This window comes from Streptococcus sp. Marseille-Q3604, from assembly GCF_916619785.1.
Taxonomy (GTDB): Bacteria; Bacillota; Bacilli; order Lactobacillales; family Streptococcaceae; genus Streptococcus.
In genome coordinates, this window is record NZ_CAKAKM010000001.1 from 327225 (window position 1) to 353038 (window position 25814).

Sequence of the window (25814 nt, forward strand, 5' to 3'; positions counted from 1 at the left end):
CTTTACCTTGTCATTGTTAGGATTCTTATTTAGCCGCTGCCAAATCTTTATCAAATTGTTGTAATTTAGTAAGGAATTGGTCTTCCTTGATTTTACCGTTATAAGCGTCACTCATAAGAGCAGCACTTTCAGTCCAGAAGACTGACATTTGACTAAGTTTAGGCATAACAGTTGTGTACTGCTCAGATGAACCCATAGTAATTACAGCTTGTGCAAGTGCATCCTTTTGAACAGCTTCAGAAGCTTGAACTTCTTTGTTGGCTGGGATGATGTGACGGTCTTCATTAGTGAATTGGTTATTTTGACTGTCTTTGCTTGTCAAAGCTTGTGCCAATTGGTAAGAAGCAGCAATACGTTCAGCGTTACCTTTAGATGGTGTTTGGTTAACTGCGTAAAGTTTTACACCCATGAAGGCTTTTTGTTGAACGTCTTGACCACCGATATTAACTGTTGGGTAAACAGCAATACCAAGATTGTCTTTACCGACAGCTTTAGCAGCTGCAGCGTAGTCCCATGGTCCTGATTGGAAAGCATCAACAGAACCATCTTCGAATTTAGCCATCATGTTAGCTGAATCAACATTAACAAATCCTTTGTTGTCTTTTTGAGCTGCGATGAATTTAAGAACGTTCACACCAGCTTCATTGCCCCAGTTAGTCCCTTTAACATCTTCACCGTTAGGGCCAAAGAGTGTGTCACCAACTGAAAGGAAGAGAGGACCAGTTACATAAGCATTAACTTCTTTCAAGTTGCTACCAAATTTAGCTTTAGAAGTGATTGTTTCATATGATTTAACATCTTCTTCGTTAAGTTTAGATTTATTGTAGTATGTAACTTGTGTTTCGATACCGTATGGGAAGGCGTAAGTTTTACCTTTGTATTGAGCACCTACAGTAGCTTGATCAGTATCTTGATCAGCAATTTCTTTTGAGTATTGCTCAGGGATTTCTTGGATAGCTCCAGCGTCTACCAATTTACCGAGTTGGTCATGTGGAAGTGAGAAGACATCTGCAGCAGTAGAAGCATCCTTAGTCAAGTTTTCTTGAGCATTTGGATCTTCCATTTCAACCATATCAACTTTGTAACCAGATTTCTTTTCAAACTGTGCTACTGTATCTGAGTAAGATTTCTTAGCGCCAGTTGGTACCCAAAGTTTCAAAGTCTTGCTATCTGAACTTGAGCTCTTGCTTGAGTTTGACCCACAAGCTACCAAGAGCGATCCAGCCACAAGTAATCCAGCACTACCAAGTAATACCTTTTGCCATTTTTTCATTTCTATTTCCTCCAGAAATTTAGTTTACGATAACCATTATGCAACCGTTTCCACAATCTGTCAAGTATTTTGTAAAAAAAATTATTTTTTTGCAAACGATTGCATAAAACACCTATCTAGTTTATAATTGTTCTTATATTTTACGACTATAAAGAAAATTTTATGAGAATGAGAGGTACATAATGGCTACAATTAAAGATGTTGCTAAGAAGGCTGGAGTCAGCCCATCAACGGTAAGTAGGACATTAAAGGATAACTCGGCTATTTCAGAAGAAACAAAAATTAAAGTAAGAGCAGCTATGGAAGAATTAGGTTATGTACCAAACTCAGCAGCACAAATGTTGGCAACAGGCTTAACTCATAGTTTAGGTGTTGTTCTTCCTCCCTTAACAGACCGTGAAAATATCAGCCAGCCCTTCTATATGGAGATTTTAACAGCAATCAATGAAGAGGCTAGTTGTCATTCTCAGGTCGTTAGTATTGCTACGGGTGCTACTCTAGAGGAATTAGTCAAGCAAGTTGAGCTCATGCATCGCCAAAAACGGGCAGATGGCTTTATAATTCTCTATTCAGAAAAGAAAGATCCGGTTAAAGATTACTTATTAAAACAAAAAGTACCCTTTGTAGTGGTTGGAGCAGCAGTGGATAATGAAAATAAAGTAACCTATATTGATAATGATAATAAGGAATTAGGTCATGAAGCTGTGAACTACTTACAGGCAAAAGGTCACCGAAAGATTGGTTTTGTCACAGACGATTTATTTGGGCAAGTAGGACAGGAACGTTATCAAGGGTATCAGGAAGCGGCAGACAATCTAAATTTGGATGTCTTACCTGAACTTGTATTTTCAGCTCGAACAATCGAGACTTTTAAAAAGGAATTGGAAAGATTTTCTCCGACAGCTTTGATTGTTAAGGATGACCTTATTGCCCTTCGTCTCATTCAATGGTTAAACAACCAAGGATTTAGAGTTCCTGAAGAGTATGCTATTATTTCTTTCAATAATTCGACTTTTGCTGAAATCATGCATCCTTTCTTGACCACATTTGACATTAATATTCAGGAACTAGCTAAAGAAAGTGTTCAAAACCTTCTTGGGATTCTTAAAGCGACTAAGATTAAGTCGCAAAAAGTCATTATTCCATTTAAACTTATAGAAAGAGAAAGCGTCTGAACTTATCCCTAATAGGTTAAGGAGCATCCAAGTAGTTGGTTAGAAAAACAGCCGGCTACTTTTTTCGTTTAAAAAAGAAACCTATTTTTTCGAATTCAATAGAAATAAGGATTTAAGAAAATACTCCCGTAATGTAAGCGCTTGTTTTACGAATTTTATTTTAAAGAGCTATAAATTTTTTTATTTTTTTGTTAAAAAATCTTGACTAATGCAAACGTTTGCATTATAATAATAAGTGTAAAAAATAATTTGAGGTAAACGTTATGAACAAACGAGCAAGCGGTGTTTTGATGCACATCACATCACTTCCAGGTGACTACGGGATCGGATCTTTCGGTCAAGCAGCCTATGACTTTGTTGATTTCTTAAAAGAAACAAAACAAACTTACTGGCAGATTTTGCCACTTACTACAACAAGTTATGGGGATTCACCTTACCAATCATTCTCAGCGGTAGCAGGAAATACACACTTTATCGATTTGGATTTCCTAATTCGTGACAAATTTTTAACTAAAGCTGATGTTAAAGACGCTGACTTTGGGTCAGATCCTGAGTTTATTGACTATGCTAAAGTTTACGAAGCACGTCGTCCAATTCTTGAAAAAGCAGTTAAAGCAATTTTAGCAGATAAGAAAGAAACTAAAAGATTCGAAGCTTTTAAAACTAAAAATGCTAACTGGTTAGCAGATTATGCTGATTTCATGGCTATCAAAGAACACTTCGATAACAAAGCACTTCAAGATTGGGATGATAAAAAAGCAGTTAAACGCGATGAAGCAACTCTTGAGAAACTTCGCAAAGAACTTGCTGATGTTATCACATATCACCAAGTGGTACAATACCTCTTCTTTAGCCAATGGGCAGAACTAAAAGCTTATGCTAACAAAAATGGTATTCAAATCATCGGTGACATGCCAATCTACATTTCAGCTGATAGTGTTGAAGTTTGGACTCAACCGCATCTCTTCAAACTAGACGCTGAATGTAAACCGCGTTACATTGCAGGAGTTCCACCAGATAACTTCTCAGCAACTGGTCAACTTTGGGGTAACCCAATCTATGCTTGGGATAAACACAAAGCAGAAAATTATGCTTGGTGGGTATTCCGTATTCAAGAATCATTTAAACTTTATGATTACTTGCGTATTGACCACTTCAAAGGGTTCTCTGACTTCTGGGAAATTCCTGGAGGTGATGAAACTGCTGAAAATGGTGAATGGGTTCCTGGACCTGGTTATGACCTTTTCAAAGTGGTTAAAGAAGAATTGGGTGATCTTAAAATCATTGCCGAAGACCTTGGTAACATTGATGATAAGACACGTAAACTTCTTGCAGACTGTGGTTACCCTGGAATGAAGATTGTTCAATTTGGATTCTACGATACTACTGGAAACAGCATTGACATTCCACACGTATACACACAACATTCAGTTGCCTACACAGGTACACATGATAACGAAGTAATCAACGGTTGGTACGACAACTTGACGCAAGAGCAACGTGATTATACTGATGCATACATCAACCGTCGTCAAGGTGAACCAATTACACGTGCTCTTCTTCGCACCCTCTTTGCTACTGTAAGCAACACAGCTATTGCGACTATGCAGGATATCCTTGATAAACCTGAAAATAGCCGTACAAACTTCCCTAACACAGTTGGTCAAAACTGGAAATGGCGTATGCTCCCAGGTGAAATCACTGTCGACAAGAAAGAATTTTTGACAGACATTACAGAAAGATATAATCGAGGTAATAACTAAAATGGCTACATTTACACAATATGTTGAAGCAAAAAACAAAAATCTTAAGGACCTTTCAAACGAAGAAATCTACTATCTTTTGTTGGAATTCGTAAAAGAAGCAGCTGCTCCAAAACCTAAAAACGATAGCAAACGTAAAGTTTACTACATCTCAGCTGAGTTCTTGATTGGTAAACTTTTGTCTAACAACTTGATCAACTTGGGCATCTACAAAGATGTTAAAGCTGAATTGGATGCTGCTGGTAAATCAATCAGCGAAATTGAAGACGTTGAACCAGAACCATCTCTTGGTAACGGTGGTTTGGGACGTTTGGCTTCATGTTTCATCGATTCTATGTCAACACTTGGTATCAACGGTGAAGGTGTTGGTCTTAACTACCACTGTGGTCTTTTCAAACAAGTCTTCAAAGACAACAAACAAGATGCAGAACCTAACTACTGGATTGAAGATCAATCATGGTTGGTACCAACTGATATCTCTTACGATGTTCCATTCAAAAACTTTACTTTGAAATCTCGTTTGGACCGTTTGGATATCTTGGGTTATAAGAAAGAAACTAAGAACTACCTTAACCTCTTTGATATCAATGGTGTGGACTACGGTTTGATTGATAAAGGAATCACTTTTGATCAAGACGAAATCCAAAAGAACTTGACACTTTTCCTTTACCCAGATGACTCAACTCGTAAAGGTGAGCTCTTGCGTATCTACCAACAATACTTCATGGTATCAAACGCTGCTCAACTTTTGATCGACGAAGCTATCGAACGTGGATCTAATCTTCACGACCTTCCAGATTACGCTTACGTACAAATCAACGATACTCACCCATCAATGGTAATTCCAGAATTGATTCGTCTTTTGACAGAAAAACATGGATTTGAATTTGATGAAGCAGTAGCAATCGTAAGCAAAATGGTTGGTTACACAAACCATACTATCTTGGCTGAAGCCCTTGAAAAATGGCCTCTTGACTACCTTGAAGAAGTTGTTCCGCACCTTGTTGTTATCATCAAGAAATTGGATGCTATCATTCGTGAAAAATTCGAAGATCCACGTGTTCAAATCATTGACAAAGACAACCGTGTTCACATGGCACACATGGATATCCACTTCTCTACAAGCGTTAACGGTGTAGCAGCACTTCACACAGAAATCCTTAAATCTTCTGAGTTGAAACCATTCTACGACCTTTACCCAGAACGCTTCAACAACAAAACAAACGGTATTACATTCCGTCGTTGGTTGGAATTCTCAAACCAAGAACTTGCTGATTACATCAAAGAATTGATTGGTGATGGTTACCTTACTGACGCAACACAATTGGAAAAATTGGCTGCCTTTGCAGATGATCCAGCAGTTCACAAACGTTTGGCCGAAATCAAATATGATAACAAATTGTCTCTTAAACGTTATCTTAAAGCCAACAAAGGTATCGATCTTGATGAAAACTCAATTATTGATACTCAAATCAAACGTTTCCACGAATACAAACGTCAACAAATGAACGCTTTGTATGTCATCCACAAATACTTGGAAATCAAAAAAGGAAACCTTCCAAAACGTAAAATCACTATCATCTTTGGTGGTAAAGCAGCTCCTGCCTACGTTATTGCACAAGACATCATCCACTTGATCTTGTCACTTTCTGAACTCATCAACAATGATCCAGAAGTAAGCAAATACCTCAACGTTCACTTGGTTGAAAACTACAACGTAACAGTTGCTGAACACCTTATCCCAGCAACAGATATCTCAGAACAAATCTCATTGGCTTCTAAAGAAGCTTCAGGTACAGGTAACATGAAATTCATGCTTAACGGTGCCCTTACACTTGGTACAATGGACGGTGCCAACGTTGAGATTGCTGAATTGGTAGGACCAGAAAACATCTTCACGTTCGGTAAAGACTCTGATACAATCATCGACCTTTACGAAAAAGAAGGTTATGTATCACGTGATTACTACAAAAAAGATGCTAACATCAAAGCAGCTGTTGACTTTATCGTAAGCGAAGATCTTGTTAAACTTGGTGATAAAGAACGCTTGGAACGTCTCCACAAAGAACTTATCTCTAAAGACTGGTTCATGACATTGATTGACTTGGCTGAATACATCGACAAGAAAGAAGAAGTATACGCAGCTTACGAAGATCAAGATGCATGGAACAAAAAAGTTGTTTACAACATCGCTGAAGCAGGATTCTTCTCATCTGACCGTACAATCGAACAGTATGACAAAGACATCTGGCACACAAAATAAAAATCTAGTTGCATAGAAGGAAACAAGATCAGAAATGGTCTTGTTTTTTTTTGCATGAAAAAAACACAGCTAATTTAGATAGTTAGCTGTGTTTACATAAATTTAATTCTGTCAGTTATGATAATGATTCAATATATCATTAATATATGCTTCTTTATTTGATGCATCATAAGTTTTAGATGTTGAGTATTTTAGATAATGGATTTGATCTTTTGCAGTTCTGGATTCTTCTTGTAGGTATGAATCTGTTATGGTAATTTTAAAGTTCTCGCTCTTACCTGTTAAATCAAGGCTTAGTGGAAAATTTGTAAATTCATCTGAGTAAAAAGCCATTTTATAAAAGTTGTACCTGTCACCCCTAAAGCTATTTAAGTGAGGAAACGTTATATTGTACATTCCATCCCAGTAATTCCCATACTCTCTAATTTCGTAGTCATCGAAAAATTCCTGGATTCTTTCTTTGTTAGCAAAATCTTTATCAAAAGTAACAAAGGGAGTTTGCCAATCCCATAATGGAATTTTGCCTTCATTTCCATAGATAAAATAACTTTGCATTTTTCCTGATTTAGGATTTTTCAACTGAAAGTGGTATTTACTGACGCCTTCTTTGACAGCTCCAGTTTGATATAGGGTATCCCCAGGGACTATCAAAAAAAGAAAATCTCTTAGATATAATTCGAAGTCGGAATCTATTGTTTTATCATGTAATCCAGGGAAACGCTGAATTATTTGTCTGTAGTTCTCAGCATTAGAAAACCATTCTTTATCAAAGCCTGGACCGACTTCAAATACTTTATGATCGAAATAGTTTTGATATTCTTCATAATGGTTTTCAGTAGAGGTCACTTGTCCAAATGGTAAAGTCATATTGGTATTATCTGTAAAAGTAATATGTAAGAAAAGTCTTCGGGGATCAATTCCTTTATCAATATAATGGCCGACCTTATAGGCAGACAAATCATTTGGAAAATCGTCTTTTCCGAAGTGTAGAACCTCAATCTCAATATCTTTGACAACTTTTCTTTGAGGTATTATCTTCTTGACACTGTAATGATAAGCCTTGTAATAGTAATTCTCCTTATCATAGAGGTAAGGCTTATAAGCTCTTTGGTAGGCATTATAGAGAAAAATTCCAAGGGTTACAAAAAGAAGCAGAGCTAAGGCTATTTTGAACTTTTTATTTATTTTATTAGTTAGCCTTGAGAAAAAGAGACTCAATTTACTAGGATTTTGTATCATGTCAAAACTCCCCACATATTTTATACTATTATATCATGAAAATCCTTATAGCTAAGGCGTCTTCGTGTACTTTGTCACCGTTTTCCTTTATAATATAAGTATCACATTACAAGAGGAGACCTCATGAAATATATCGTAAACACATCAAATGATCCTGCCTATAATATTGCCTTGGAAGCCTATGCCTTTCGTGAATTGGTGAATGAAGATGAATTGTTCATTCTTTGGATTAACCGTCCAGCTATCATTGTCGGTAAACACCAAAATACCATTCAAGAGATTAACAAAGAATATACAGATGCTCATGGTATCAAGGTTGTTCGTCGTTTGTCTGGTGGTGGCGCTGTTTATCACGATTTGAATAACCTCAACTATACTATTATCTCTAATAAGGCAGATGAAGGTGCTTTTGACTTTAAGACTTTCTCTCAACCTGTAATCGCGACACTTGCTGATTTGGGAGTTAAAGCTGAATTTACTGGCCGAAATGACCTTGAAATCGACGGTAAAAAGTTCTGTGGAAATGCTCAAGCTTACTATAAAGGTCGTATGATGCACCATGGTTGCTTGCTCTTTGACGTTGATATGTCCGTTCTTGGCCAAGCCCTCAAAGTCAGCAAAGACAAAATTGAATCAAAAGGTGTTAAATCTGTACGAGCTCGTGTGACAAACATCGTAGACGAATTGCCAGAAAAGATTACAGTAAATGAATTCTCAGATAAAATCTTGGAAAAAATGAAGGAATTTTACCCTGACATGACTGAATACGTCCTTTCTGAGGATGAATTAGCTAAAATCCAAGAGTCTTATGAGAAACAATTCAATACCTGGGACTGGACATACGGTCAATCACCAGAATACACAGTAGAACGTAATGTTCGTTACCCAGCTGGTAAGATCTCAACCTATGCCAATGTTGAAAATTCTATCATTAAATCTGTTAAGATTTACGGAGATTTCTTTGGTATTGGAGATGTATCTGATATTGAAAACTTGCTGGTCGGTGTACCTTACGAGTACGAAGATGTCTTGGCTAAACTTAAAACCATTGACACAACACATTATTTCTCACGTATGACAACCGAGGACGTTGCAAAAGCTATCGTAGCTTAATCATTATTTGAACAATCTGGAAAACTCCAGGTTGTTTTTTCTTGGGAAAATTCTAAAAGTAAATAATACGTTATAAAGATTTTTAAAAGTCAAAGAACCATAAAGATTTTTTCAAAAGTTGGTTTAGGATTGATTTAGTGTGGTATTTATATATTTGGACATTAAACCTATAAAGTCTTTAAGTGAAAAACATCTTATAGCATCTTTCCGAAAAACTGTAATTTTCTTGAAAGAAAGATAAGGGTATGATATACTTCTATTAAGTAACTTTGGAGAAAAAACAAATGAAACGTGAACTCTTACTCGAAAAAATTGAGGAATACAAATCTCTAATGCCCTGGTTTGTTCTGGAGTATTATCAATCTAAACTATCGGTACCGTATTCTTTTACAACTTTATACGAATACCTTAAGGAATATAAACGCTTTTTTGATTGGTTGATTGACTCAGGTATTTCAGATGCTGATGATATTGCCTCAATTGACATCAAAACCTTGGAAAATCTAACTAAAAAAGACATGGAGTCATTTGTGCTCTATCTACGTGAACGTCCGTCCTTAAATACCTATTCCAAGAAACAGGGGGTTTCTCAAACAACCATTAACCGTACGCTTTCAGCTCTATCTAGTCTCTATAAGTATTTAACTGAGGAGGTCGAGGGTCCTGACGGTGAGCCATATTTCTATCGTAACGTCATGAAAAAAGTTTCTACTAAGAAAAAGAAAGAAACTCTAGCTGCACGTGCTGAGAATATCAAGCAGAAACTCTTTCTAGGCGATGAAACCATGGAATTTCTTGATTATGTCGAAAATGAATACGAAGTTAAGCTCTCAAATCGCGCAAAATCTTCGTTTTATAAGAATAAAGAACGTGATTTAGCGATAATAGCCTTGCTACTGGCTTCAGGGGTTCGACTCTCTGAAGCTGTTAATCTAGACCTTAAAGATATCAATCTGAAAATGATGGTCATTGATGTTACTCGAAAAGGTGGCAAACGAGACTCAGTTAATGTAGCAAGTTTTGCAAAACCTTATCTTGAAAATTATCTTACTATACGTAATAAACGCTATAAGGCCGAAAAGCATGACCTTGCCCTATTTTTAACGGAATATCGAGGTGTTCCAAACCGTATTGATGCTTCAAGTATCGAAAAAATGGTTGCCAAATATTCTCAGGATTTCAAGATACGTGTGACTCCCCATAAACTACGACATACTCTGGCAACACGTCTTTATGATGCTACCAAGTCTCAAGTTTTAGTTAGCCACCAACTTGGCCATGCTTCCACTCAGGTCACTGATCTTTATACTCATATCGTCAATGATGAGCAAAAAAATGCTCTAGATAATTTATAATTACCCTAGTCTAACCATTCCTATTTGGAGTGGTTATTTTTTAGTTTACATAAATTTAATTATGCTAAAAGTATTTTATGATCATACATAAACATAACTAAATTTATGTAAAATATTACACACAAAAAACAAACTCTCCTCCATGGAAAGCTTGTTTTACTTATTAATAATCTTTAAGGGCAGATTCAACGGCTGCTTTTTCTTTTTCAATCAAGTTTACTCGTGCGGCAATTGTCTTAATTCCCATCAAGATATTACGTTCTAAGGCTTTATCACTTGTTTGTGGCTCGAAGAAAGCAATATATTGATCAAGACGTTCTTGCGTTTTAAAGATTCCTGCTGGGATATTAACAAAGCTATCAAAGCTCATATCACCACCTAGGGCTGCCTTAATCCAATCCCAGTTATCTTTCGCCCAGTTCCAAACGGTTTCTTGTGCAAATGATTTGCTGAGGAAATTCATATACCATAGGTACAAGTCTTGAGGTTTAACGACATGTTTGTCTTTAAGCTGACCTAGCACGTAGTCGAGACCTTCTTGGTTTTTAAGGTATGAAACTGCTTGAGTCAATTGACGACGGAAATTACTATCATTTGTTGTTACATATGCATTGACATAGTCTTCAACAAGAGTTAGACTGTTTTCTTGTTTCATTTGGTTAATGAGAACGAGACCACGGACACTTGCAGGGATGCTTTCAATGTTCTCTTTATGAGCTTGGAAAACACTTGCGGCCGCAAGGACTGCTGGTTGATAGTCTGCTTGAATCAAGTAGCTAAGAGCTGTTTGACGAACCATTTCATCTTCATCTGATTCTCCATCTTTGGCATCGAAACCAAGACGCTCAAAGTCGTTTTGGAATTGACGACGTACTAAAGCCTTGTAATGCACTTCTGCTTCTGTATCCTCATCGATAAAGCGTTTCAAACCAGCGAGGATTTGAGACTTAGCCTGAGCAATTAAGAAGCTTTCTTCTTTTTCGACAAGATCAAGAAGAGCGACTAGGCTTGCATACGAGATACGGCCACTTTCAGCAAGAAGACGGCGTTCTTGCAAAATCTGAAGTTTACTTACAGTATCAAGGTTAGCAAATTCCTCTAAGAGGTGGTCCAAGAGTTCACCTTGATAATCTGTGATGTAATGTGCTGTATTTGCTGTATTAAGGCGAAGAGCTCCGTTATTTTCAGCAACAAGCTGGTTATAATTTGGAATCTCAATACGCTCTTCTGAGAGTGTGTCTGGGAGCCCCTTCCAGTTTGTGTTCAATGGAATCTCCCAAAGACGACCTTTATCTTCATGTTCACCAATGAAGAATTGTTTTTGACTAAGAATAAGAGTGTCGTCAACTACTTCTGCACTAACAACAGGGTAACCTGGCTGCTCCAACCAAGTATCCATGAAACTAGAGACATCTTTACCAGAAGCATCAGAGAGGGCATTCCAGAGATCTCGTCCAATAGTGTTGTTGTACTGATGTTTTTCGAAGTAAGCTTTAAGTCCTTTAGCAAAGGCTTCGTCACCTAACCAACGGCGAAGCATATGCATGAGACGGCTACCTTTAGCATAAACGATAGCACTATCAAAGAGGGTATTAATCTCATCTGGGTGATTGACTTCCATGTGAACAGACTGAACACCGTCTGTAGCATCACGTTGGAGGGCATGAGGCACACCAGTTGTTTGGAAATCTTCGAAGATATTCCAGCTAGGCTCAATGGCATCTACTGAAACATACTCCATCATATTGGCAAAGCTTTCGTTAAGCCAGAGATCATCCCACCATTTCATTGTAACAAGGTTACCGAACCATTGGTGAGCCAATTCGTGGGCAACCACAAGGGCTACTTGTTGACGACTTGCAGCTGAGCTATTTTCATCTACAAGAAGGTAAACTTCACGATAGGTAACAAGTCCCCAGTTTTCCATGGCACCTGCTGAGAAGTCAGGAAGTGCGAGATGGTATGATAATGGGATAGGATACTTGACTTGGAAGTAGTCTTCGTAGAAATCAATGACACGAACGGCAATATCAAGGGCAAAGTCAACGCTGTTTTCAGCTTGTGCAACTGTAGCGAAGACACCAACTTCAGTTCCGTTTTGCGTTTTCGCTGTCTTACCTTGAAGAGCTCCAAAACCAAAGGCAAGGAGGTATGTTGACATACGAGGGGTTGTCTCAAATGTCCAAACCCCAGTTTCTTCACGCAAATGGCTATTGATTTCAGGCATGTTTGACAAAGCGATATCGCCTTCTTCAGCATCAAATTTCAATGAGAAATCAAAAGTAGCTTTGGCTTCTGGTTCATCAACAGATGGGAAGGCTTCACGCGCAAAATGAGATTCAAACTGCGTTGAAATAATCTCTTTCTTCTCACCATTGTAGGTGTAATATGATGGGTAAATCCCTGTCATATTATCTGTAATACGACCAGAGAATTCAATGACAAGCGTCAAAACACCGGTCTCTGGAAGTTCAATATGGAAGGCTTCGTTAGCATCATCCATTTGGAAGTTCAATGATTCATTATCCAAGAGAACGGAACTAATGGTAAGGTCTTTTTGGTGAAGGGAGATATGGTTATCAAGGGCTTCACCTGTGATGGCAACATTCCCTGTAAAGGTCTTTTCAGAACGATTAATGTCCAAGAAAAGATTGTAGTTTTCAGGGATGAAACTTTCGATAAAACGAGCAACAGATGCTGTCATACGTATATACTCCTAATCTAACTTTTCGTATCGAAACAGACTGACATATGTTTCGATATCAGACTCTTTTGCAAAAGAAAAGGGTCTGAATTATTCAATACAGATCCATTATAACATAGATTGGAAGCTTTGCCTACAGTTCTATGATTTTCCCAGACTTGAGGTAGACAACCCACTCACAGAGATTGCGGGCATAGTCACCAATACGTTCCAAATACATAAGTACTTGGAAATATTCTTTGGCAGCGAAGGCAGCATCAGGATTCTTGCGAACACCTTCTACTGTCATGGCTTGAATATCACGGAAATAGTTATCAATGATTTCATCTGAAGCTGCGATTTCATAAGCGCGTTTTTCGTCACTGTTCAAGTAAACATCTAGAGCATCTTCGACCATGTGGCGAACTGCTTTCCCCATTTTCTTGATTTCAGCTTCAATTTCAGTTAGGCGTTCCTCACCTTTAATGCGGATAGTTGCTTGAGCAATAGCAACGGCATGGTCACCCATGCGTTCAACGTCACTAGATGCTTTGAGCGCTGTGATAACTGTTCGCAAATCACTTGATACAGGTTGCTGAAGAGCGATAATTTCAAGCGATTTTTTCTCAAGTTTGGTTTCGTAGTTATTGACGATTTCGTCATTTTCAATGACTTCCTTAGCCAAATCACGATCATGGCTGATAAAGGCACGTACAGCTTTCTTAAGCTGAGCTGCAACCTCTGTACCCATAGCGTAAAATTGGTTGTGGAGTTTTTCTAATTCTTCTTCGAAGGGTGTTCGTAACATCATAATTGTTTTAGTAATCTGTCCTTTCTTAACCGAATTTACCGGTAATATAATCTTCTGTTTCTTTATGTTGTGGATTTAGGAACATGTCTTTCGTTGATGAATACTCAATGAGTTCTCCATCGAGGAAAAAGGCTGTTCGTTGTGAGATACGGCTTGCCTGTTGCATAGAACGTGTGACGAGCAACAAGGTATATTGGTCCTTAAGGTTATATAGGGTTTCCTCAATCTTACCAGCGGAGATAGGGTCGAGGGCAGACGTTGGTTCGTCAAGAAGGATAACCTTTGGAGACGTGGCAAGAACCCGTGCAATACAGACACGTTGTTGTTGCCCTCCTGAAAGTCCAAGTGCTGAGTCATGGAGACGGTCTTTGACTTCTTCCCAGATTGAAGCACCTTTTAGTGACTCTTCTACTGCTTTGTCAAGGACAGCCTTATCTTTGATACCATTGATACGAAGCCCATAAACCACGTTTTCATAGATAGACATAGGAAAAGGATTGGGTTGTTGGAAGACCATTCCGATTTCTTTACGGAGCTCAACGGTGTCTGTTCGAGGACTGTAGACATTGTGACCATTGTAGGAAACAGCACCAGTAAGTGTCCACTCGGGATTTAAATCTCCCATTCGGTTGATAGAACGGAGCAAGGTTGATTTTCCCGATCCTGAAGGTCCGATAAGGGCCGTGATTTCATTTGGATAGAAATCCATTGTCACGTTATTGAGGGCTTTTTTCTTATTGAAATACACCGATAAATCATTGATTGAAATGATAGGTTCAGTCATAAGTGCTCCTTTCTATCCAAAGCGTCCTGATACATAGTCATTAGTTGACTGTAGGGCAGCATCTTGGAAGATTTTCTTGGTCTCATCATATTCGATAAGATCACCAAGGTAGAAGAATGCTGTATAATCACTGGCACGCGCTGCCTGCTGCATATTGTGCGTCACGATGATAATAGAGTAATCTTCCTTAAGTTCGAACATGGTCTCTTCTAGTTGCATAGTAGCTACAGGATCCAAAGAAGCTGCAGGTTCATCCATGAGAAGAATCTGCGGTTTCACGGCAATAGCTCTAGCAATACAAAGACGTTGCTGCTGACCACCTGAGAGGGTAAAGGCAGATTTATGAAGATCATCTTTAACCTGATCCCAAAGACCTGCTTGCTTAAGCGATGTCTCAACAATCTCGTCCAAAGTTTGCTTATCTCTTACGCCTTTACGTTCGTGAGCAAAGGTAATGTTTCTGTAGATAGACTTGGCAAATGGATTTGGACGTTGGAAAACCATTCCAATATGTTTACGCATTTCATAAACATTGATATTACTTGCATTGACATCGACGCCTTGATAAAGGATTTGTCCAGTAACCTTAGCAATATCAATCGTATCATTCATACGGTTTAGGCTACGAAGAAAGGTTGACTTCCCGCATCCTGAAGGCCCAATAAGAGCCGTAATTTTATTTTTCTCGAATTGCATGTCGATGCCTTTGATGGCTTCTTTTTGACCATAATAGACATGCAAGTCCTTTGTTTCAAGAGCGAGCTCCTTCTCTGGGAAGGTGATAATATGACGCTCGTCCCAATTGTATTTTGTCATGATAACTCCTTTAAGCGGATGTTAATTTCTTATGGAGGTATGCTCCCAAACGACGTGCACCAAAGTTGAAAATCAAAATGAAAATCAAGAGTACTGCTGCTGAACCAGCTGATACTGCAGTGGCGTCAGGTGTCGTACCTTCTGAGTTGACCTTCCAGATGTGAACAGCAAGTGTTTCTGCTTGGCGGAAAATCGAGATTGGACTAGAGATACTAAGCGGATTCCAGTCGCTCCAGTTAAGTGCTGGTGCCGATTGACCTGCTGTATAGATAAGCGCTGCTGCTTCCCCGAAAATACGACCAGAAGCAAGAACGATACCAGTAACAATACCAGGTAAGGCCTCTGGAACAACAACGTGTAAGATCGTTTCCCATCGAGACAAGCCTAGAGCTAGCCCAGCTTCACGTTGGGTATGGTGGACTGTTCGCAAACTATCTTCAACCGTACGAGTCATTTGTGGTAGGTTAAAGACCGTTAAAGCCAAGGCACCAGATAGGATTGAAAATCCATACTGGAATTGGACAACAAAAATCAAATAACCAAAGAGTCCGACCACTACTGAAGGCAGTGAAGAAAGGATTTCAATACAGGTACGAACAAAGTTGGTAAGACGTCCTTTTTTTGCATATTCTGATAAGAAAATTCCAGCTCCCATAGAAAGAGGCACAGAAATAATCAGGGTAATAACCAAAAGGAAGAATGAATTGTAGAGTTGAACCCCAATTCCTCCACCAGCTTTGTAAGATGATGATCGACTAGTCAAGAATGACCAGCTGATATGTGGTATCCCGCGAACCAAGATATAGAGAATCAAGGCTGCCAGGATTGTTACAATAATGCCAGCAATCACATAGAGTGTGCTGATGGCAATTTTATCAATTTTTTTAGCGTTCATAATTTCTCTTTCTCTCACGGGTAATGAATTTCACCAACATATTGAAACCAAGACTCATTAATAAGAGAACCAAGGCGAGAGACCAAAGGACATTGTTTGAAACAGTACCCATGACTGTATTTCCGATTCCCATAGTCAAGACAGATGTCAATGTTGCTGCTGGTGTTGTTAAAGAAGTTGGAATCACTGCGGAATTTCCGACAACCATTTGGATGGCAAGAGCCTCACCAAAGGCACGGGCCATACCAAAGATAACGGCCGTGAAAATACCTGGTTTAGCCGCATTAAGTGTCACACGCCAAATCGTTTGCCAGCGTGTAGCTCCCATGGCCAGACTGGCTTCACGATAGTGACGAGGCACTGCACGAAGCGTATCTGTTGTCATAAAGGTTACGGTTGGTAGAATCATGACGAACAAGACAAAGGTACCTGAAAGAATACCAAAACCTGTTCCACCAAAAATTAAGCGAACAAATGGAACCACGACTTGGAGACCAATAAATCCATAAACAACAGATGGAATCCCAACCAAAAGTTCAATAGCTGGTTGTAGGAATTTAGCCCCTTTCGGAGAAATTTCAGTCATAAAGATGGCTGCTCCTATGGCAAATGGCGTTGCTACCAAGGCTGAGAGCAAGGTAACTACGAATGATCCCAAAATCATTGGAAGAGCTCCGAACTTGCCTTCAGATGGTGACCAATCACCACTAAAGAGAAACTCGACCAAGCTAACTTTATTGACAAAGAAAGTCGCCAGCCCTTTTTGAGCAACGAAAAGTAAAATCATCGCCACGATGAAAACAATCAAGGCCAGGCAAAGGAAAGTGATTGTTTTACCAAACTTCTCGAGGCGTGAATTTTTAGAGGGTGATGTTAATTGTTTCACCAATTCTTCATTTTTCATGCTTATTCCTCACTCTTCTTTGAGACTTTACCATCAGCATCCTTGGTAACTTTCATGCTATGGATGGAAATGTAACCCATTTTTGCGACGACGTTTTCTTGGACTTCGTCACTCATCATGTAATCTAAGAATTGTTTGGTATAGCTATCCGGTTTTCCCTTGGTATACATATGTTCGTAGGACCAAATCGGCCAATCGTTAGTTGCAACATTTTCAGCTTTGGGTTCAAATCCATTTAACTTCAATGTTTTAACAGAATCATCAAGGTAAGCAAATGATAGGTATGAAATAGCACCTGGTGTCTGAGCAACGATTGACTTAACCATACCGTTAGAATCTTGCTCTTGGGTACGGATTGGTGATTTACCATCCATAATCACTGCATCGAAAGTTGCGCGTGATCCTGAGCTAGCTGCACGGTTAATAATAGTAATCTCTAGGTCTTTACCACCAAGCTGTTTCCAGTTTGTGATTTCACCAGTGAAAATCTTACGCAGTTGTTCTGTTGTCAAGTTATCTACAGAGACTTCTTTGTTTGTAATAACTGCAATCCCGGCAACAGCAACTTGAAAGTCAACAAGCTTACTAGCATCAATTCCCGATTTTTCCTCGGCAAAAAGGTCACTATTACCAATTTGAACGGCACCGGATTGTACTTGAGAAAGTCCAGTACCAGAACCGCCCCCCTGAACGTTAACGATATTGTCAGGGTTCTTTTCAGCGAACCCATCTGCTGCCGCCTCCACTAAGGGTTGAAGGGCCGTAGAGCCAACTGCTGTAATGGACTGGCCACGGTCAATCCAAGAGGCACAGCCAGTTAAAACCAGCATGGCCATTGCCAGTGACAGAATCACTGCAAGGACTTTTGTTTTTTTCATTTTTGTCCTCCGACATTTTGTAACATAAGTAAGAAAGTGTCTCATAGATATGCTGTTAAAAGACACCTATCTAATTATAACAAGTATAGGATAACTAAGTCATATTAAAGTTTGGTTACAGGTTCTTAAATGTGAAATCTTAATCCTTTAGGATAGTAGTTTTTAACCGTATTTCCAACAACTTTAGCAAACCCAAAACCATTGCCGTCCACTAAAAGCTGATACCAACCGTTAGGATGAGTTTGATCTACAGTAACCACATTACCAGAAACGTATTGGGCAAACTGGTCTTGACTTAGCTCTATACTTGAAACAACTTCATCAGATGTTAAAGCAATTCCAAGAGCAAAACTTGGTTCGAAACGTTTTTTCTTGAAGACACCAAGATGCAAACCGTTACGAGCGATTTTAACTTTAGAAAGGTCTGGGAGCCCTTTTGGAAGCAGGTAGAGATTGTCCCCAAAAACTTGCAGCAAACCATCCAGTCTAGTTTTAAGGTGTTTTTTTGCAAAATCTTCCCAAAGTTGCTTCTGCTCCTTGTTTAGGTTAGATTTTCCCTCTTTGATACGTGTTTGCTCAGGCACGCGCTTATCCTGGAATTTTGCCACAAACTGACCTTCACCTTTGAAATGGTGTGGATACATTCGAGCTGTTTCTGGAAAATCAATTCCATCACTCATGCCATTCAATTTAGGGATTGCCACCAATTCAAGATCAGGATTATTTTCTAAAATCCAAGCAACAACACCTTCATTTTCCTCAGGAGACCAGGTGCAGGTTGAGTAGATCAATTGTCCACCAGGAGCGAGCATTTTCAAACCGTCTGATAAGATGTCCTTCTGTAATTGTGCCAGTTCATTAGGATACTCCTTATGCCAATATTGGATTGCATCAGGATCCTTACGAAACATTCCTTCTCCAGAACATGGTCCATCAAAGACAATCGTATCAAAGTAATTTTTGAAAACTTTGGCTAGTTTATCAGCTGACGTGTTAGTCACAACAACATTTCTCGCCCCAAAACGTTCAATGTTTTCAACCAGAATTTTGCTACGCTTTGGATTGATTTCATTGCTGACGAGCAGTCCTGTATTGTCTAAGTAGCTTAGAAGATGAGTAGACTTTCCGCCTGGAGCAGCTGCCAGGTCTAAGACACGACTTTCCTTGGCCGGAGCTGCCACTTGGGCTACCATTTGAGCAGCTGGTTCCTGAGAATAAACCAAACCAGTTGCATGGTCGGCAGATTTTCCGGAAATTTTACCGTAATGGCCCCAAGGTGTTTCAGGGATAGCATCAGGAAAGTCCTTCTGTTGCTTTTTCAAAGGGTTGGTACGGTAGGCGGATACGGCTTCTTGGTCAAAAGATGCAAAGAAGTCCTTCGCTTCATCTCCAAGGAGCTTATTATATTTTTCTATAAAGTCTGATGGAAATTGCATAGTTTCCTTTCTATCAAAAAACTGGACTAACCAAGAGAACTTGCTGTTCTGATTTGTCCAGTATGGTTTTATGTTTCAAATTAATTTTCTGAGCCCATAATATGCTTGATCTCTTCAAGTCTGTCTTTAGGGACAAGCATCACAGCTTGACGACTAGAATAATCCAGTGGTTCTCCAGAAATGGTCTCAAGGTGATAACCCAATTTTTTTCCCATAATACTTGCTGCGGCATAGTCCCATGGGTAAATAACTGAAAAGTAAGCTAAAATTTGACCAGATAGGACTTTTGACATGCTTAAACCAGCACCACCGTAGACACGAACGCCCAAGGTCTTATCAATAAGGTCTTTTAAGCCATGAAAATTTTTAGCATACATGGCTCCATTGCTAGCGACTAGGCAACGGTCTAATGGTCGACTTTTATAGGCTGGAAGCAATTTGTCATTACAATACACATCAAACTGGCCACCACCATAGAAAAGTTGATCAGCCATGACGTTATAAATGAGACCAAATTTTCCTTGTCCCTCTTCATAGTAGGCAATCATCACACAAAAATTATCTTGTTGGACAATAAAATTGACCGTTCCATCAATAGGATCCAAGACCCAGACATTTCCATCTTTGATATTATGCACCAAGCCATTTTCTTCAGCGAAAATATTGTCTGAAGGGAAGGCAGATTTAATACGTGCCACGAGTAAATCTTGTGTTTGTTTGTCAATATTAGTGACTAAATCATCAAAAGCCGTCTTTTCTTCGACCGTGATTGTTTTACTTAAACTTTCTTTGATAAAAGCACCAGCTTCTTTGATGATTTCTTTGGCGAAAATCAGTTTATTTTCCAAGTGATACAAATCCTTTATCTTTTGCTTTAGCAGCTTTGACAGCTTGATAGGTTGAAAAACCGCTAGCTTCTTCAAAGGCCTTGTCTAGTTGCTTTTCAGGCGCTTTGCCTGGGACAACAGTTTTAAATACCTTATAGGCTTGCAAGAGTTGGTCACGGTCAACCTTGCTCTCGTATGCTTTTTCTACCTGACTCAAAAAATGAAGCACTGTGGTAATTTCCTCAGTGCTCCATGATGGATCGAGTGGGTAGGAATAATTTCCTTTAGTCATTGTTACCCTCAATTTCAGCTCGAATGGTCGCTTGACGCAATTCTTGCTTTCTATAATCACGAGGCAAAAAGGCACGAATTTCATCTTCGTTGAAACCAATTTGCATGCGTTTGGTGTCCATAATGATAGGTCGACGAAGAAGATTTGGGTATTCAGAAATCAATTGAATGAGTTCCTTGATGGTCAAATCATCCACATCGATATTCAGCTTCTGAAAGACTTTTGAACGAGTTGAAATGATATCTTCAGTACCATTTTCCGTGTAAGACAAAATCTTCATTAACTCATCGTGAGTTAATGGGCTCGTGATAATATTGTGTTCGTCAAAAGCAACTTCATGATTGGTCAACCAGGCTCGTGCTTTCCTACAGCTGGTGCAGCTAGGTGATAAAAATAAAGTTACCACGCAAACACCCCTTTCACTTTAACATTCCTAATCATTATACATTATTTGATTAGTTTTGGCTACGCTTTCTTAAAATTTTTCCGCGATTTTTTTATCAGCCTCCAGTTGAGCACATAGTTCATCGATATTATTGAACTTAATCATATCACGGATATAATCCAGCCAAAAAACTTCAATTGTCTTTCCATAAATATCGCCTTCAAAATCAAAGATATTGGCTTCAAGACGGAGTTCTGTTCCCCCAAAGGTAACGTTTTTTCCTAGGCTAGTCATGGAACGATAATGTTTGCCATCAATTACAACATCAGCAACATAGACACCATCAGCTGGTAGAAAAGTCCTATCAATAGGTGCTAAATTTGCTGTTGGAAAACCAATGGTACGTCCACGGGCATCACCATGCACCACGATGCCACGTGTAGAGAATTCATGGCCAAGGAGTTTATTGGCTTCTTTAACCTTGCCTTCTCGTATTAATTGACGCACACGTGTTGACGAAATCTTTTCACCATCGCTTTGTTGCTCCTCAATGACATGAACATTACCAGAAAAATTACGGGCTAGGTAGTCCGCATCTGTTCGATGATGTCCAAATTTGTAATCAAAGCCCACAACAACCTCTTGGGCTTTTAGACGTTTAATATAACGAGCAATGAAATCGTCTGAACTTGTTCGAGCAAAATCACTATTGAAATCTGTTAAATAAAGCTGATCTGTTCCATAGGCTTCAAAAAGATCACAACGTCTCTTGGGTGCTGTGATATGAAGGAGGAGATCATCCGTAAATCGTTGAAAAGTCAGTTGAGGACTCTCGTTAAAGGTAAGGACAGCTACTTCAAGCTGTTTGTCATCAGCAATCTGGCGTGCCTTATCAAAAAGGACCTTATGACCACGATGAAGCGCATCGAAATAGCCTAAGACAAGAACAGTTTCCTTTTCCTGCTGAATATCTTTATAATCGTTAATAGAAGTTATTTTCATTGACTTAATACTTTTCTAGGTTTATAAACTTGATTTCGCTTTTCCATAATGGCTAGAACCTTGTCTCCTAAAAAGGCCGCAACTAAGGGTTCTTGGCTATCAATAGCAATAAAACGACCAAATGAGATTTCTTTTGCATCATCTGCTGTGACTTGTACTGCTGGCAAATCCTGAACACCAAATTCGATGGGAAGGAGGAAGGAAGTATCCCCTGCTTCTACCATTTCTGAGATTTGTGAAAGCGTTAGTGCCTTATCTAAGGTTAGACCAGCTGAGGCTGTTCGACGAAGAGCAGACATATGACTTGCGTAGCCGAGCTTAGCACCCAAATCGACAGATAAAGTACGGACATAAGTCCCCTTGCTACAAGCAACACGGAAGGTGAATTTTGCGGTATTGTTTTCCAATTCAATAGGAGAGGTACGGACAAATTCGGAAATTGTCACTTGACGTTGTGGACGCTCTACTTCTTCTCCAGCGCGTGCGTACTCATAAAGTTTCTTTCCGTTGACCTTAACCGCTGAATACATAGGAGGAATTTGTGTGATTTCTCCTACAAAACTAGCCATTACCATATCGACGGTTTCTTCATCTAACTCTGTAACCGGAGTTGTTTGAACGACATCTCCACTAGCATCCTCGGTAGTTGTTGAAAATCCAATGGTAATTTCTCCCTCGTAGACCTTTCCTGCTTCAGTCATGTACTCAATAACACGAGTCGCTTTTCCAATCGCTATAGGTAAAACACCAGTAACATCTGGATCAAGGGTACCTCCATGTCCGATTTTTTTCTCTTGTAATATTTTGCGTAGTTTAAATACAGCATCATGACTGGTCATTCCAGCCTCTTTTTTTAGATTAATAATTCCTGAAATCATACTTTTAATTATATCAAAAGCAATCCTAAAGAGCTAGGTAGAAACATAAAGAGGCAGAGAGCAAAGTCTCAAACCTCTTAAGTATTATAGTCATAAGCAATCGCAGGTCTGCTAGCTTATTAATCGATATCTCTATTAAGGTCGCTTTCCAATTCAAAGAAAGGCTGAATATCCTGCACATATTCTAGGACACCCTGAAAGTCTCCCTTGTCATCTCTAACAGCTGCATAGGTAACATAAACGAATTTCCCTAAACGTTCAGATTTGAACCACATTGGAACTTGGTCACGCTCCCCACTCTTCAGTAATTCAAAGATTTTCTTGACCTTATCAAGCACTTTTGGCGGATGACAAAGTTCAACGTTTCGTCCAATTTGGCTCGGTGTTCGTTTAAAAACCATTTCATTGGCGGGAACATTATCATTATAGTACTGGAAAATATCGTCTTTATTGACGAAAGTGATTTCCAAAGGAAGATGGTTGAGAATGAGATTGGCCTGCTCCACAGAAAGATAACCATTGCCAAAAGGCTGAGTCGTTTCTCTATCTACGACAGTTTCAGTTTTTGGTTTTGGAGTGAAGCTGATGGTGAACTGCCCTTCGGGAGTGTCAATAATTCGGGTATTGTCCAGATGTTCGTCACTACTTAGTTCAGATTGTTCTTGCGATGTATCAGCATTTACCTCCTCAAAACGCTCACGCTTAGGTTTCCAGACAGCTGTAGGTTTTATTATTGCATAGCCATAGGCATCGCTTTCTTCGGCAATCGAAAGCCAATCGTCTTGCGTGAAGGTTTCAAGCAGAATCATAAGTAAGATAGCCTCTTCTTTGAAAATCATGGCTTCAAACTCTTCTGAGAATGCTTCGAAAGACTTTGAAAATTCTTCTAAATCAGCCTCTGGAAGTTCTTTTAGTTTAGCTTCTGCCGCTCTAAAAAGTTTTCGGATGTCATCGTCTACTCCCCACATCACTTTTGGAGGGGAGTCATGGCCGTAACGCTCCATTATTGGAAAGAAAAGCTTTTCTTTACGCGTATAATGATTATGGAATTGACCAAGTAGAGTCATCTGATGCTTCAGTCCATTGAACAGGTCAGATTTAAAATCTTCATTTTCAGGCTTACTAATATTTTCTATGATACGTCGGATACGGAGAATAGCTGAACGTAGGGCTAAATTCTCTTGTTTAAACACATAAACAGGGTGGCCCTCTTGATCAGCGTCTGCCACTTCCACATCTGCAATAGCACCTTTAAAGAGGTTAGCGTGGACATTACAGAGGCTCATTACGTCTTCAAAGGTAACCCCATCTTCTGATGACATCAATTCATGCTCCATCATAGAGATTTCGAGGGCTGATACTCCCTTGAAGTGTTGATTGAAGCGCTCTTGAACACTCTCAGGACTGGCTCCATGGTGCAAATCTAGTAGAATTTCTTTGAGTATTTGAATACGATTATCTTCCATATCAGTCACCAATTACGTCATAACCATTGAACAGCAAGGTTTGCTTAATTTTTTCTAAGGGAATATTTGCTAACTTAGAGCCAGCCTTTAGACTTGTTACCTTACCGACAGTATTTAGCATAGCTGGGTTAGACAAGGGCTTGAAACCGAGATCAATCAGTAATTCCTTAACCTCTGGATGCTCTTTAATGATTGTTGCAACAGGTTGTGATAAATCTATAGTGTTGGTAGTCATAATGACCTCCTAATAACATATTTACTACTTCCATTATACACGAGAATAATGAAAAAAAACCAACAAATCTTAGTTTGCTGGCTTTTGATTAATTTCCAAATAGAGCTTCTGTGACATTATGCTGGATATTTTCCCACTCCTGCTCTGCCCTCACCATCTTACGGTGGTAATCAGCACGCCCACGCAAGTAGGCAGCAATTTGATAATCTTGCTTCACAATTGGTATCTCAGGAATTTTGATATCCAAGAGGTCAGCCGTCGATAAATTTAGGACAGCCTTTCCCTTATCAGCATAGTCTAAATAGGCACGACCAATCTCTGTCTCAAGGAAAAACTTGATGTAGAAACCACGGAGTTTCTCTTTGGGACGAAGCACTGTGATATTTGATGAAGCGACTACTTCACGCTTGCCTTGATCTTCGAAAACAGCCACTTTCTGAACCGTTCCCTTAGAAGCAATAAGGACATCACCGTCTTCTAAAAGAAAACGTAATAATTTCCGGCGTTCTTCAGAAAACGTCTTTAGGTCATCGTAGGCAATGCCGTTGGGTGTCATATCCGATAGATTAATGACAGCAAATTCGCCAGGTTCTGCCTTAGCAGGAACAGCTTTTCCTTTAAATTGATCGACAACATCGCCTAAACGAACAAGTTTGTCTGTATTAGCTTCGTAATCGATAATCAGTTGAGGTCTTTCTTTTTCAGACATTGAATCTCCTTTTTATATTTCACTATCCATATTGAGTATTGCTATACAATAATAGCAAGAAGCTAATACTTTTGCAAGTAAAAACTGTAAGAAAGGCAAAATAAAAAAGAGACCTGAGCCTCATTTTATAAGCTTTTAACCGCTGCTACTGCTGCTTCATAGTTTGGATCAGTATTGATATTGTCCAAATATTCGACATAAGTAATCTTATTGTCAGCATCTGCCACTAAAACTGCACGCGCTAACAAGTGCCATTCTTCAATGAGGACACCATAATCTTTACCGAAACTATTATCATAGTAGTCTGACAGCATGATGGCATTTTCAAGTCCTTCAGCACCACACCAACGAGCTTGTGCAAATGGTAGGTCCACTGAAATAGTAATAACTACTGTATCGTCTAATTCTGACAATTCCTTATTAAAGGTACGTGTTTGAGTTGAACAGATACCAGTATCGATTGATGGAACGATAGAGATAACTTTTTTCTTTCCATCGAATTCTGAAAGTGATTTTTTCGTCAAATCTGTTGTGGTCAAGTTAAAGTCACGCAAGGTATCTCCAACTTGAAGTTGTTTGTCTTCTGCTACTGTAACTGGTTTTCCAATAAATGTTGGCATGTTAGTCGTCCT

General features: G+C 39.1%; 24 protein-coding genes. 5 read left to right on the plus strand and 19 right to left on the minus strand.

The genetic code is table 11. The annotated features are described in order from the left end of the window. Nucleotides 1-25 precede the first annotated feature (25 nt). Nucleotides 26-1273: an extracellular solute-binding protein gene (locus LG375_RS01435; protein WP_038676010.1), complete on the minus strand. Its 1248-nt coding sequence runs from the start codon at nt 1271-1273 to the stop codon at nt 26-28. 182 nt (nt 1274-1455) lie between these two features. Here LG375_RS01435 and LG375_RS01440 point away from each other — a divergent pair, with 182 nt between their 5' ends. The 3 genes from LG375_RS01440 to glgP all read left to right on the plus strand — a co-directional run bounded on the left by LG375_RS01440 (nt 1456) and on the right by glgP (nt 6474). Next, entirely contained in the window at nt 1456-2448 is a 993-nt protein-coding gene (locus LG375_RS01440) for a LacI family DNA-binding transcriptional regulator (RefSeq protein WP_155197847.1), read from the plus strand. Between the two features lie 263 nt (nt 2449-2711). Continuing rightward, a complete protein-coding gene (gene malQ / locus LG375_RS01445) occupies nt 2712-4211 on the plus strand; it encodes a 4-alpha-glucanotransferase (protein WP_002890948.1) in 1500 nt (499 codons plus the stop codon). Between the two features lies 1 nt (nt 4212). Next, a complete protein-coding gene (gene glgP / locus LG375_RS01450; protein ID WP_225745130.1) occupies nt 4213-6474 on the plus strand; it encodes a glycogen/starch/alpha-glucan family phosphorylase in 2262 nt (753 codons plus the stop codon). 111 nt (nt 6475-6585) lie between these two features. Here the strand turns inward: glgP and LG375_RS01455 are convergent, their stop codons facing one another. After that, a complete protein-coding gene (locus LG375_RS01455) occupies nt 6586-7713 on the minus strand; it encodes a hypothetical protein (protein ID WP_225745131.1) in 1128 nt (375 codons plus the stop codon). 123 nt (nt 7714-7836) lie between these two features. Here LG375_RS01455 and LG375_RS01460 point away from each other — a divergent pair, with 123 nt between their 5' ends. Together LG375_RS01460 and xerS are read left to right on the plus strand one after the other, a co-directional pair. Beyond that, on the plus strand, nt 7837-8826 hold the full coding sequence (locus tag LG375_RS01460; RefSeq protein WP_014634486.1) for a lipoate--protein ligase: 990 nt from the start codon (nt 7837-7839) through the stop codon (nt 8824-8826). 284 nt (nt 8827-9110) lie between these two features. Continuing rightward, nucleotides 9111-10181 carry a tyrosine recombinase XerS gene (gene xerS / locus LG375_RS01465; protein WP_225745132.1) on the plus strand — a complete coding sequence of 357 codons (1071 nt, stop codon included), beginning with the start codon at nt 9111-9113 and terminating at the stop codon, nt 10179-10181. 163 nt (nt 10182-10344) lie between these two features. On the opposite strand, the gene LG375_RS01470 is transcribed toward xerS, so the two are convergent. The 17 genes from LG375_RS01470 to tpx all read right to left on the minus strand — a co-directional run bounded on the left by LG375_RS01470 (nt 10345) and on the right by tpx (nt 25802). Continuing rightward, complete coding sequence (locus tag LG375_RS01470; protein ID WP_225745133.1) at nt 10345-12885, minus strand: M1 family metallopeptidase; 2541 nt, start codon at nt 12883-12885, stop codon at nt 10345-10347. A 133-nt stretch (nt 12886-13018) separates the two neighbouring features. After that, nucleotides 13019-13672: a phosphate signaling complex protein PhoU gene (gene phoU, locus LG375_RS01475; protein ID WP_021146873.1), complete on the minus strand. Its 654-nt coding sequence runs from the start codon at nt 13670-13672 to the stop codon at nt 13019-13021. Nucleotides 13673-13700: 28 nt separating this feature from the next. After that, the gene (gene pstB / locus LG375_RS01480; protein WP_002884992.1) at nt 13701-14459 is read right to left on the minus strand and encodes a phosphate ABC transporter ATP-binding protein PstB; all 759 of its coding nucleotides are present in this window, start codon (nt 14457-14459) and stop codon (nt 13701-13703) included. A gap of 12 nt (nt 14460-14471) precedes the next feature. Further along, nucleotides 14472-15275 (minus strand): phosphate ABC transporter ATP-binding protein PstB, encoded by an 804-nt coding sequence (gene pstB / locus LG375_RS01485; protein ID WP_003092580.1) that lies wholly within the window; start codon nt 15273-15275, stop codon nt 14472-14474. Nucleotides 15276-15285: 10 nt separating this feature from the next. Next, nucleotides 15286-16170: a phosphate ABC transporter permease PstA gene (gene pstA / locus LG375_RS01490; protein ID WP_002885007.1), complete on the minus strand. Its 885-nt coding sequence runs from the start codon at nt 16168-16170 to the stop codon at nt 15286-15288. Then, nucleotides 16160-17074: a phosphate ABC transporter permease subunit PstC gene (gene pstC / locus LG375_RS01495; protein ID WP_002890959.1), complete on the minus strand. Its 915-nt coding sequence runs from the start codon at nt 17072-17074 to the stop codon at nt 16160-16162. The genes pstA and pstC overlap by 11 nt, the downstream gene beginning before the upstream one ends. 2 nt (nt 17075-17076) lie before the next feature. Beyond that, on the minus strand, nt 17077-17952 hold the full coding sequence (locus LG375_RS01500) for a phosphate ABC transporter substrate-binding protein PstS family protein (RefSeq protein ID WP_139724285.1): 876 nt from the start codon (nt 17950-17952) through the stop codon (nt 17077-17079). Nucleotides 17953-18077: 125 nt separating this feature from the next. Then, a complete protein-coding gene (locus LG375_RS01505; RefSeq protein WP_225745134.1) occupies nt 18078-19388 on the minus strand; it encodes an RsmF rRNA methyltransferase first C-terminal domain-containing protein in 1311 nt (436 codons plus the stop codon). 80 nt (nt 19389-19468) lie between these two features. Continuing rightward, complete coding sequence (locus LG375_RS01510) at nt 19469-20236, minus strand: inositol monophosphatase family protein (RefSeq protein ID WP_225745135.1); 768 nt, start codon at nt 20234-20236, stop codon at nt 19469-19471. Then, nucleotides 20226-20507, minus strand: coding sequence for a UPF0223 family protein (locus tag LG375_RS01515; RefSeq protein WP_064520841.1), 282 nt, complete (start codon nt 20505-20507; stop codon nt 20226-20228). Before LG375_RS01515 ends, LG375_RS01510 begins: the two co-directional genes overlap by 11 nt. Then, nucleotides 20500-20913 carry a Spx/MgsR family RNA polymerase-binding regulatory protein gene (locus tag LG375_RS01520; RefSeq protein WP_002890965.1) on the minus strand — a complete coding sequence of 138 codons (414 nt, stop codon included), beginning with the start codon at nt 20911-20913 and terminating at the stop codon, nt 20500-20502. The genes LG375_RS01515 and LG375_RS01520 overlap by 8 nt, the downstream gene beginning before the upstream one ends. A gap of 69 nt (nt 20914-20982) precedes the next feature. Next, nucleotides 20983-21894, minus strand: a complete 912-nt coding sequence (locus LG375_RS01525; RefSeq protein WP_225745136.1) for a bifunctional riboflavin kinase/FAD synthetase — start codon at nt 21892-21894, stop codon at nt 20983-20985. Further along, nucleotides 21891-22772 (minus strand): tRNA pseudouridine(55) synthase TruB, encoded by an 882-nt coding sequence (truB, locus tag LG375_RS01530; RefSeq protein ID WP_070438553.1) that lies wholly within the window; start codon nt 22770-22772, stop codon nt 21891-21893. The genes LG375_RS01525 and truB overlap by 4 nt, the downstream gene beginning before the upstream one ends. Nucleotides 22773-22891: 119 nt before the next feature. Next, on the minus strand, nt 22892-24238 hold the full coding sequence (locus LG375_RS01535) for a DUF438 domain-containing protein (protein WP_084914520.1): 1347 nt from the start codon (nt 24236-24238) through the stop codon (nt 22892-22894). Between the two features lies 1 nt (nt 24239). Further along, a complete protein-coding gene (locus tag LG375_RS01540; RefSeq protein ID WP_002890969.1) occupies nt 24240-24473 on the minus strand; it encodes a DUF1858 domain-containing protein in 234 nt (77 codons plus the stop codon). An 88-nt stretch (nt 24474-24561) separates the two neighbouring features. Further along, nucleotides 24562-25182, minus strand: a complete 621-nt coding sequence (locus tag LG375_RS01545; protein ID WP_064524430.1) for a restriction endonuclease subunit S — start codon at nt 25180-25182, stop codon at nt 24562-24564. 125 nt (nt 25183-25307) lie between these two features. Beyond that, nucleotides 25308-25802: a thiol peroxidase gene (tpx, locus tag LG375_RS01550; protein WP_064524427.1), complete on the minus strand. Its 495-nt coding sequence runs from the start codon at nt 25800-25802 to the stop codon at nt 25308-25310. Nucleotides 25803-25814: the final 12 nt, after the last annotated feature.

Excerpts from the sequence above, each read along its gene's own strand:
- LG375_RS01435 (WP_038676010.1), bottom strand. The coding sequence starts at position 1,273 with ATGAAAAAATGGCAAAAGGTATTACTTGGTAGTGCTGGATTACTTGTG.
- LG375_RS01440 (WP_155197847.1), top strand. The coding sequence starts at position 1,456 with ATGGCTACAATTAAAGATGTTGCTAAGAAGGCTGGAGTCAGCCCATCA.
- malQ (WP_002890948.1), top strand. The coding sequence starts at position 2,712 with ATGAACAAACGAGCAAGCGGTGTTTTGATGCACATCACATCACTTCCA.
- glgP (WP_225745130.1), top strand. The coding sequence starts at position 4,213 with ATGGCTACATTTACACAATATGTTGAAGCAAAAAACAAAAATCTTAAG.
- LG375_RS01455 (WP_225745131.1), bottom strand. The coding sequence starts at position 7,713 with ATGATACAAAATCCTAGTAAATTGAGTCTCTTTTTCTCAAGGCTAACT.
- LG375_RS01460 (WP_014634486.1), top strand. The coding sequence starts at position 7,837 with ATGAAATATATCGTAAACACATCAAATGATCCTGCCTATAATATTGCC.
- xerS (WP_225745132.1), top strand. The coding sequence starts at position 9,111 with ATGAAACGTGAACTCTTACTCGAAAAAATTGAGGAATACAAATCTCTA.
- LG375_RS01470 (WP_225745133.1), bottom strand. The coding sequence starts at position 12,885 with ATGACAGCATCTGTTGCTCGTTTTATCGAAAGTTTCATCCCTGAAAAC.
- phoU (WP_021146873.1), bottom strand. The coding sequence starts at position 13,672 with ATGTTACGAACACCCTTCGAAGAAGAATTAGAAAAACTCCACAACCAA.
- pstB (WP_002884992.1), bottom strand. The coding sequence starts at position 14,459 with ATGACTGAACCTATCATTTCAATCAATGATTTATCGGTGTATTTCAAT.
- pstB (WP_003092580.1), bottom strand. The coding sequence starts at position 15,275 with ATGACAAAATACAATTGGGACGAGCGTCATATTATCACCTTCCCAGAG.
- pstA (WP_002885007.1), bottom strand. The coding sequence starts at position 16,170 with ATGAACGCTAAAAAAATTGATAAAATTGCCATCAGCACACTCTATGTG.
- pstC (WP_002890959.1), bottom strand. The coding sequence starts at position 17,074 with ATGAAAAATGAAGAATTGGTGAAACAATTAACATCACCCTCTAAAAAT.
- LG375_RS01500 (WP_139724285.1), bottom strand. The coding sequence starts at position 17,952 with ATGAAAAAAACAAAAGTCCTTGCAGTGATTCTGTCACTGGCAATGGCC.
- LG375_RS01505 (WP_225745134.1), bottom strand. The coding sequence starts at position 19,388 with ATGCAATTTCCATCAGACTTTATAGAAAAATATAATAAGCTCCTTGGA.
- LG375_RS01515 (WP_064520841.1), bottom strand. The coding sequence starts at position 20,507 with ATGACTAAAGGAAATTATTCCTACCCACTCGATCCATCATGGAGCACT.
- LG375_RS01525 (WP_225745136.1), bottom strand. The coding sequence starts at position 21,894 with ATGAAAATAACTTCTATTAACGATTATAAAGATATTCAGCAGGAAAAG.
- truB (WP_070438553.1), bottom strand. The coding sequence starts at position 22,772 with ATGATTTCAGGAATTATTAATCTAAAAAAAGAGGCTGGAATGACCAGT.
- LG375_RS01535 (WP_084914520.1), bottom strand. The coding sequence starts at position 24,238 with ATGGAAGATAATCGTATTCAAATACTCAAAGAAATTCTACTAGATTTG.
- LG375_RS01540 (WP_002890969.1), bottom strand. The coding sequence starts at position 24,473 with ATGACTACCAACACTATAGATTTATCACAACCTGTTGCAACAATCATT.
- LG375_RS01545 (WP_064524430.1), bottom strand. The coding sequence starts at position 25,182 with ATGTCTGAAAAAGAAAGACCTCAACTGATTATCGATTACGAAGCTAAT.
- tpx (WP_064524427.1), bottom strand. The coding sequence starts at position 25,802 with ATGCCAACATTTATTGGAAAACCAGTTACAGTAGCAGAAGACAAACAA.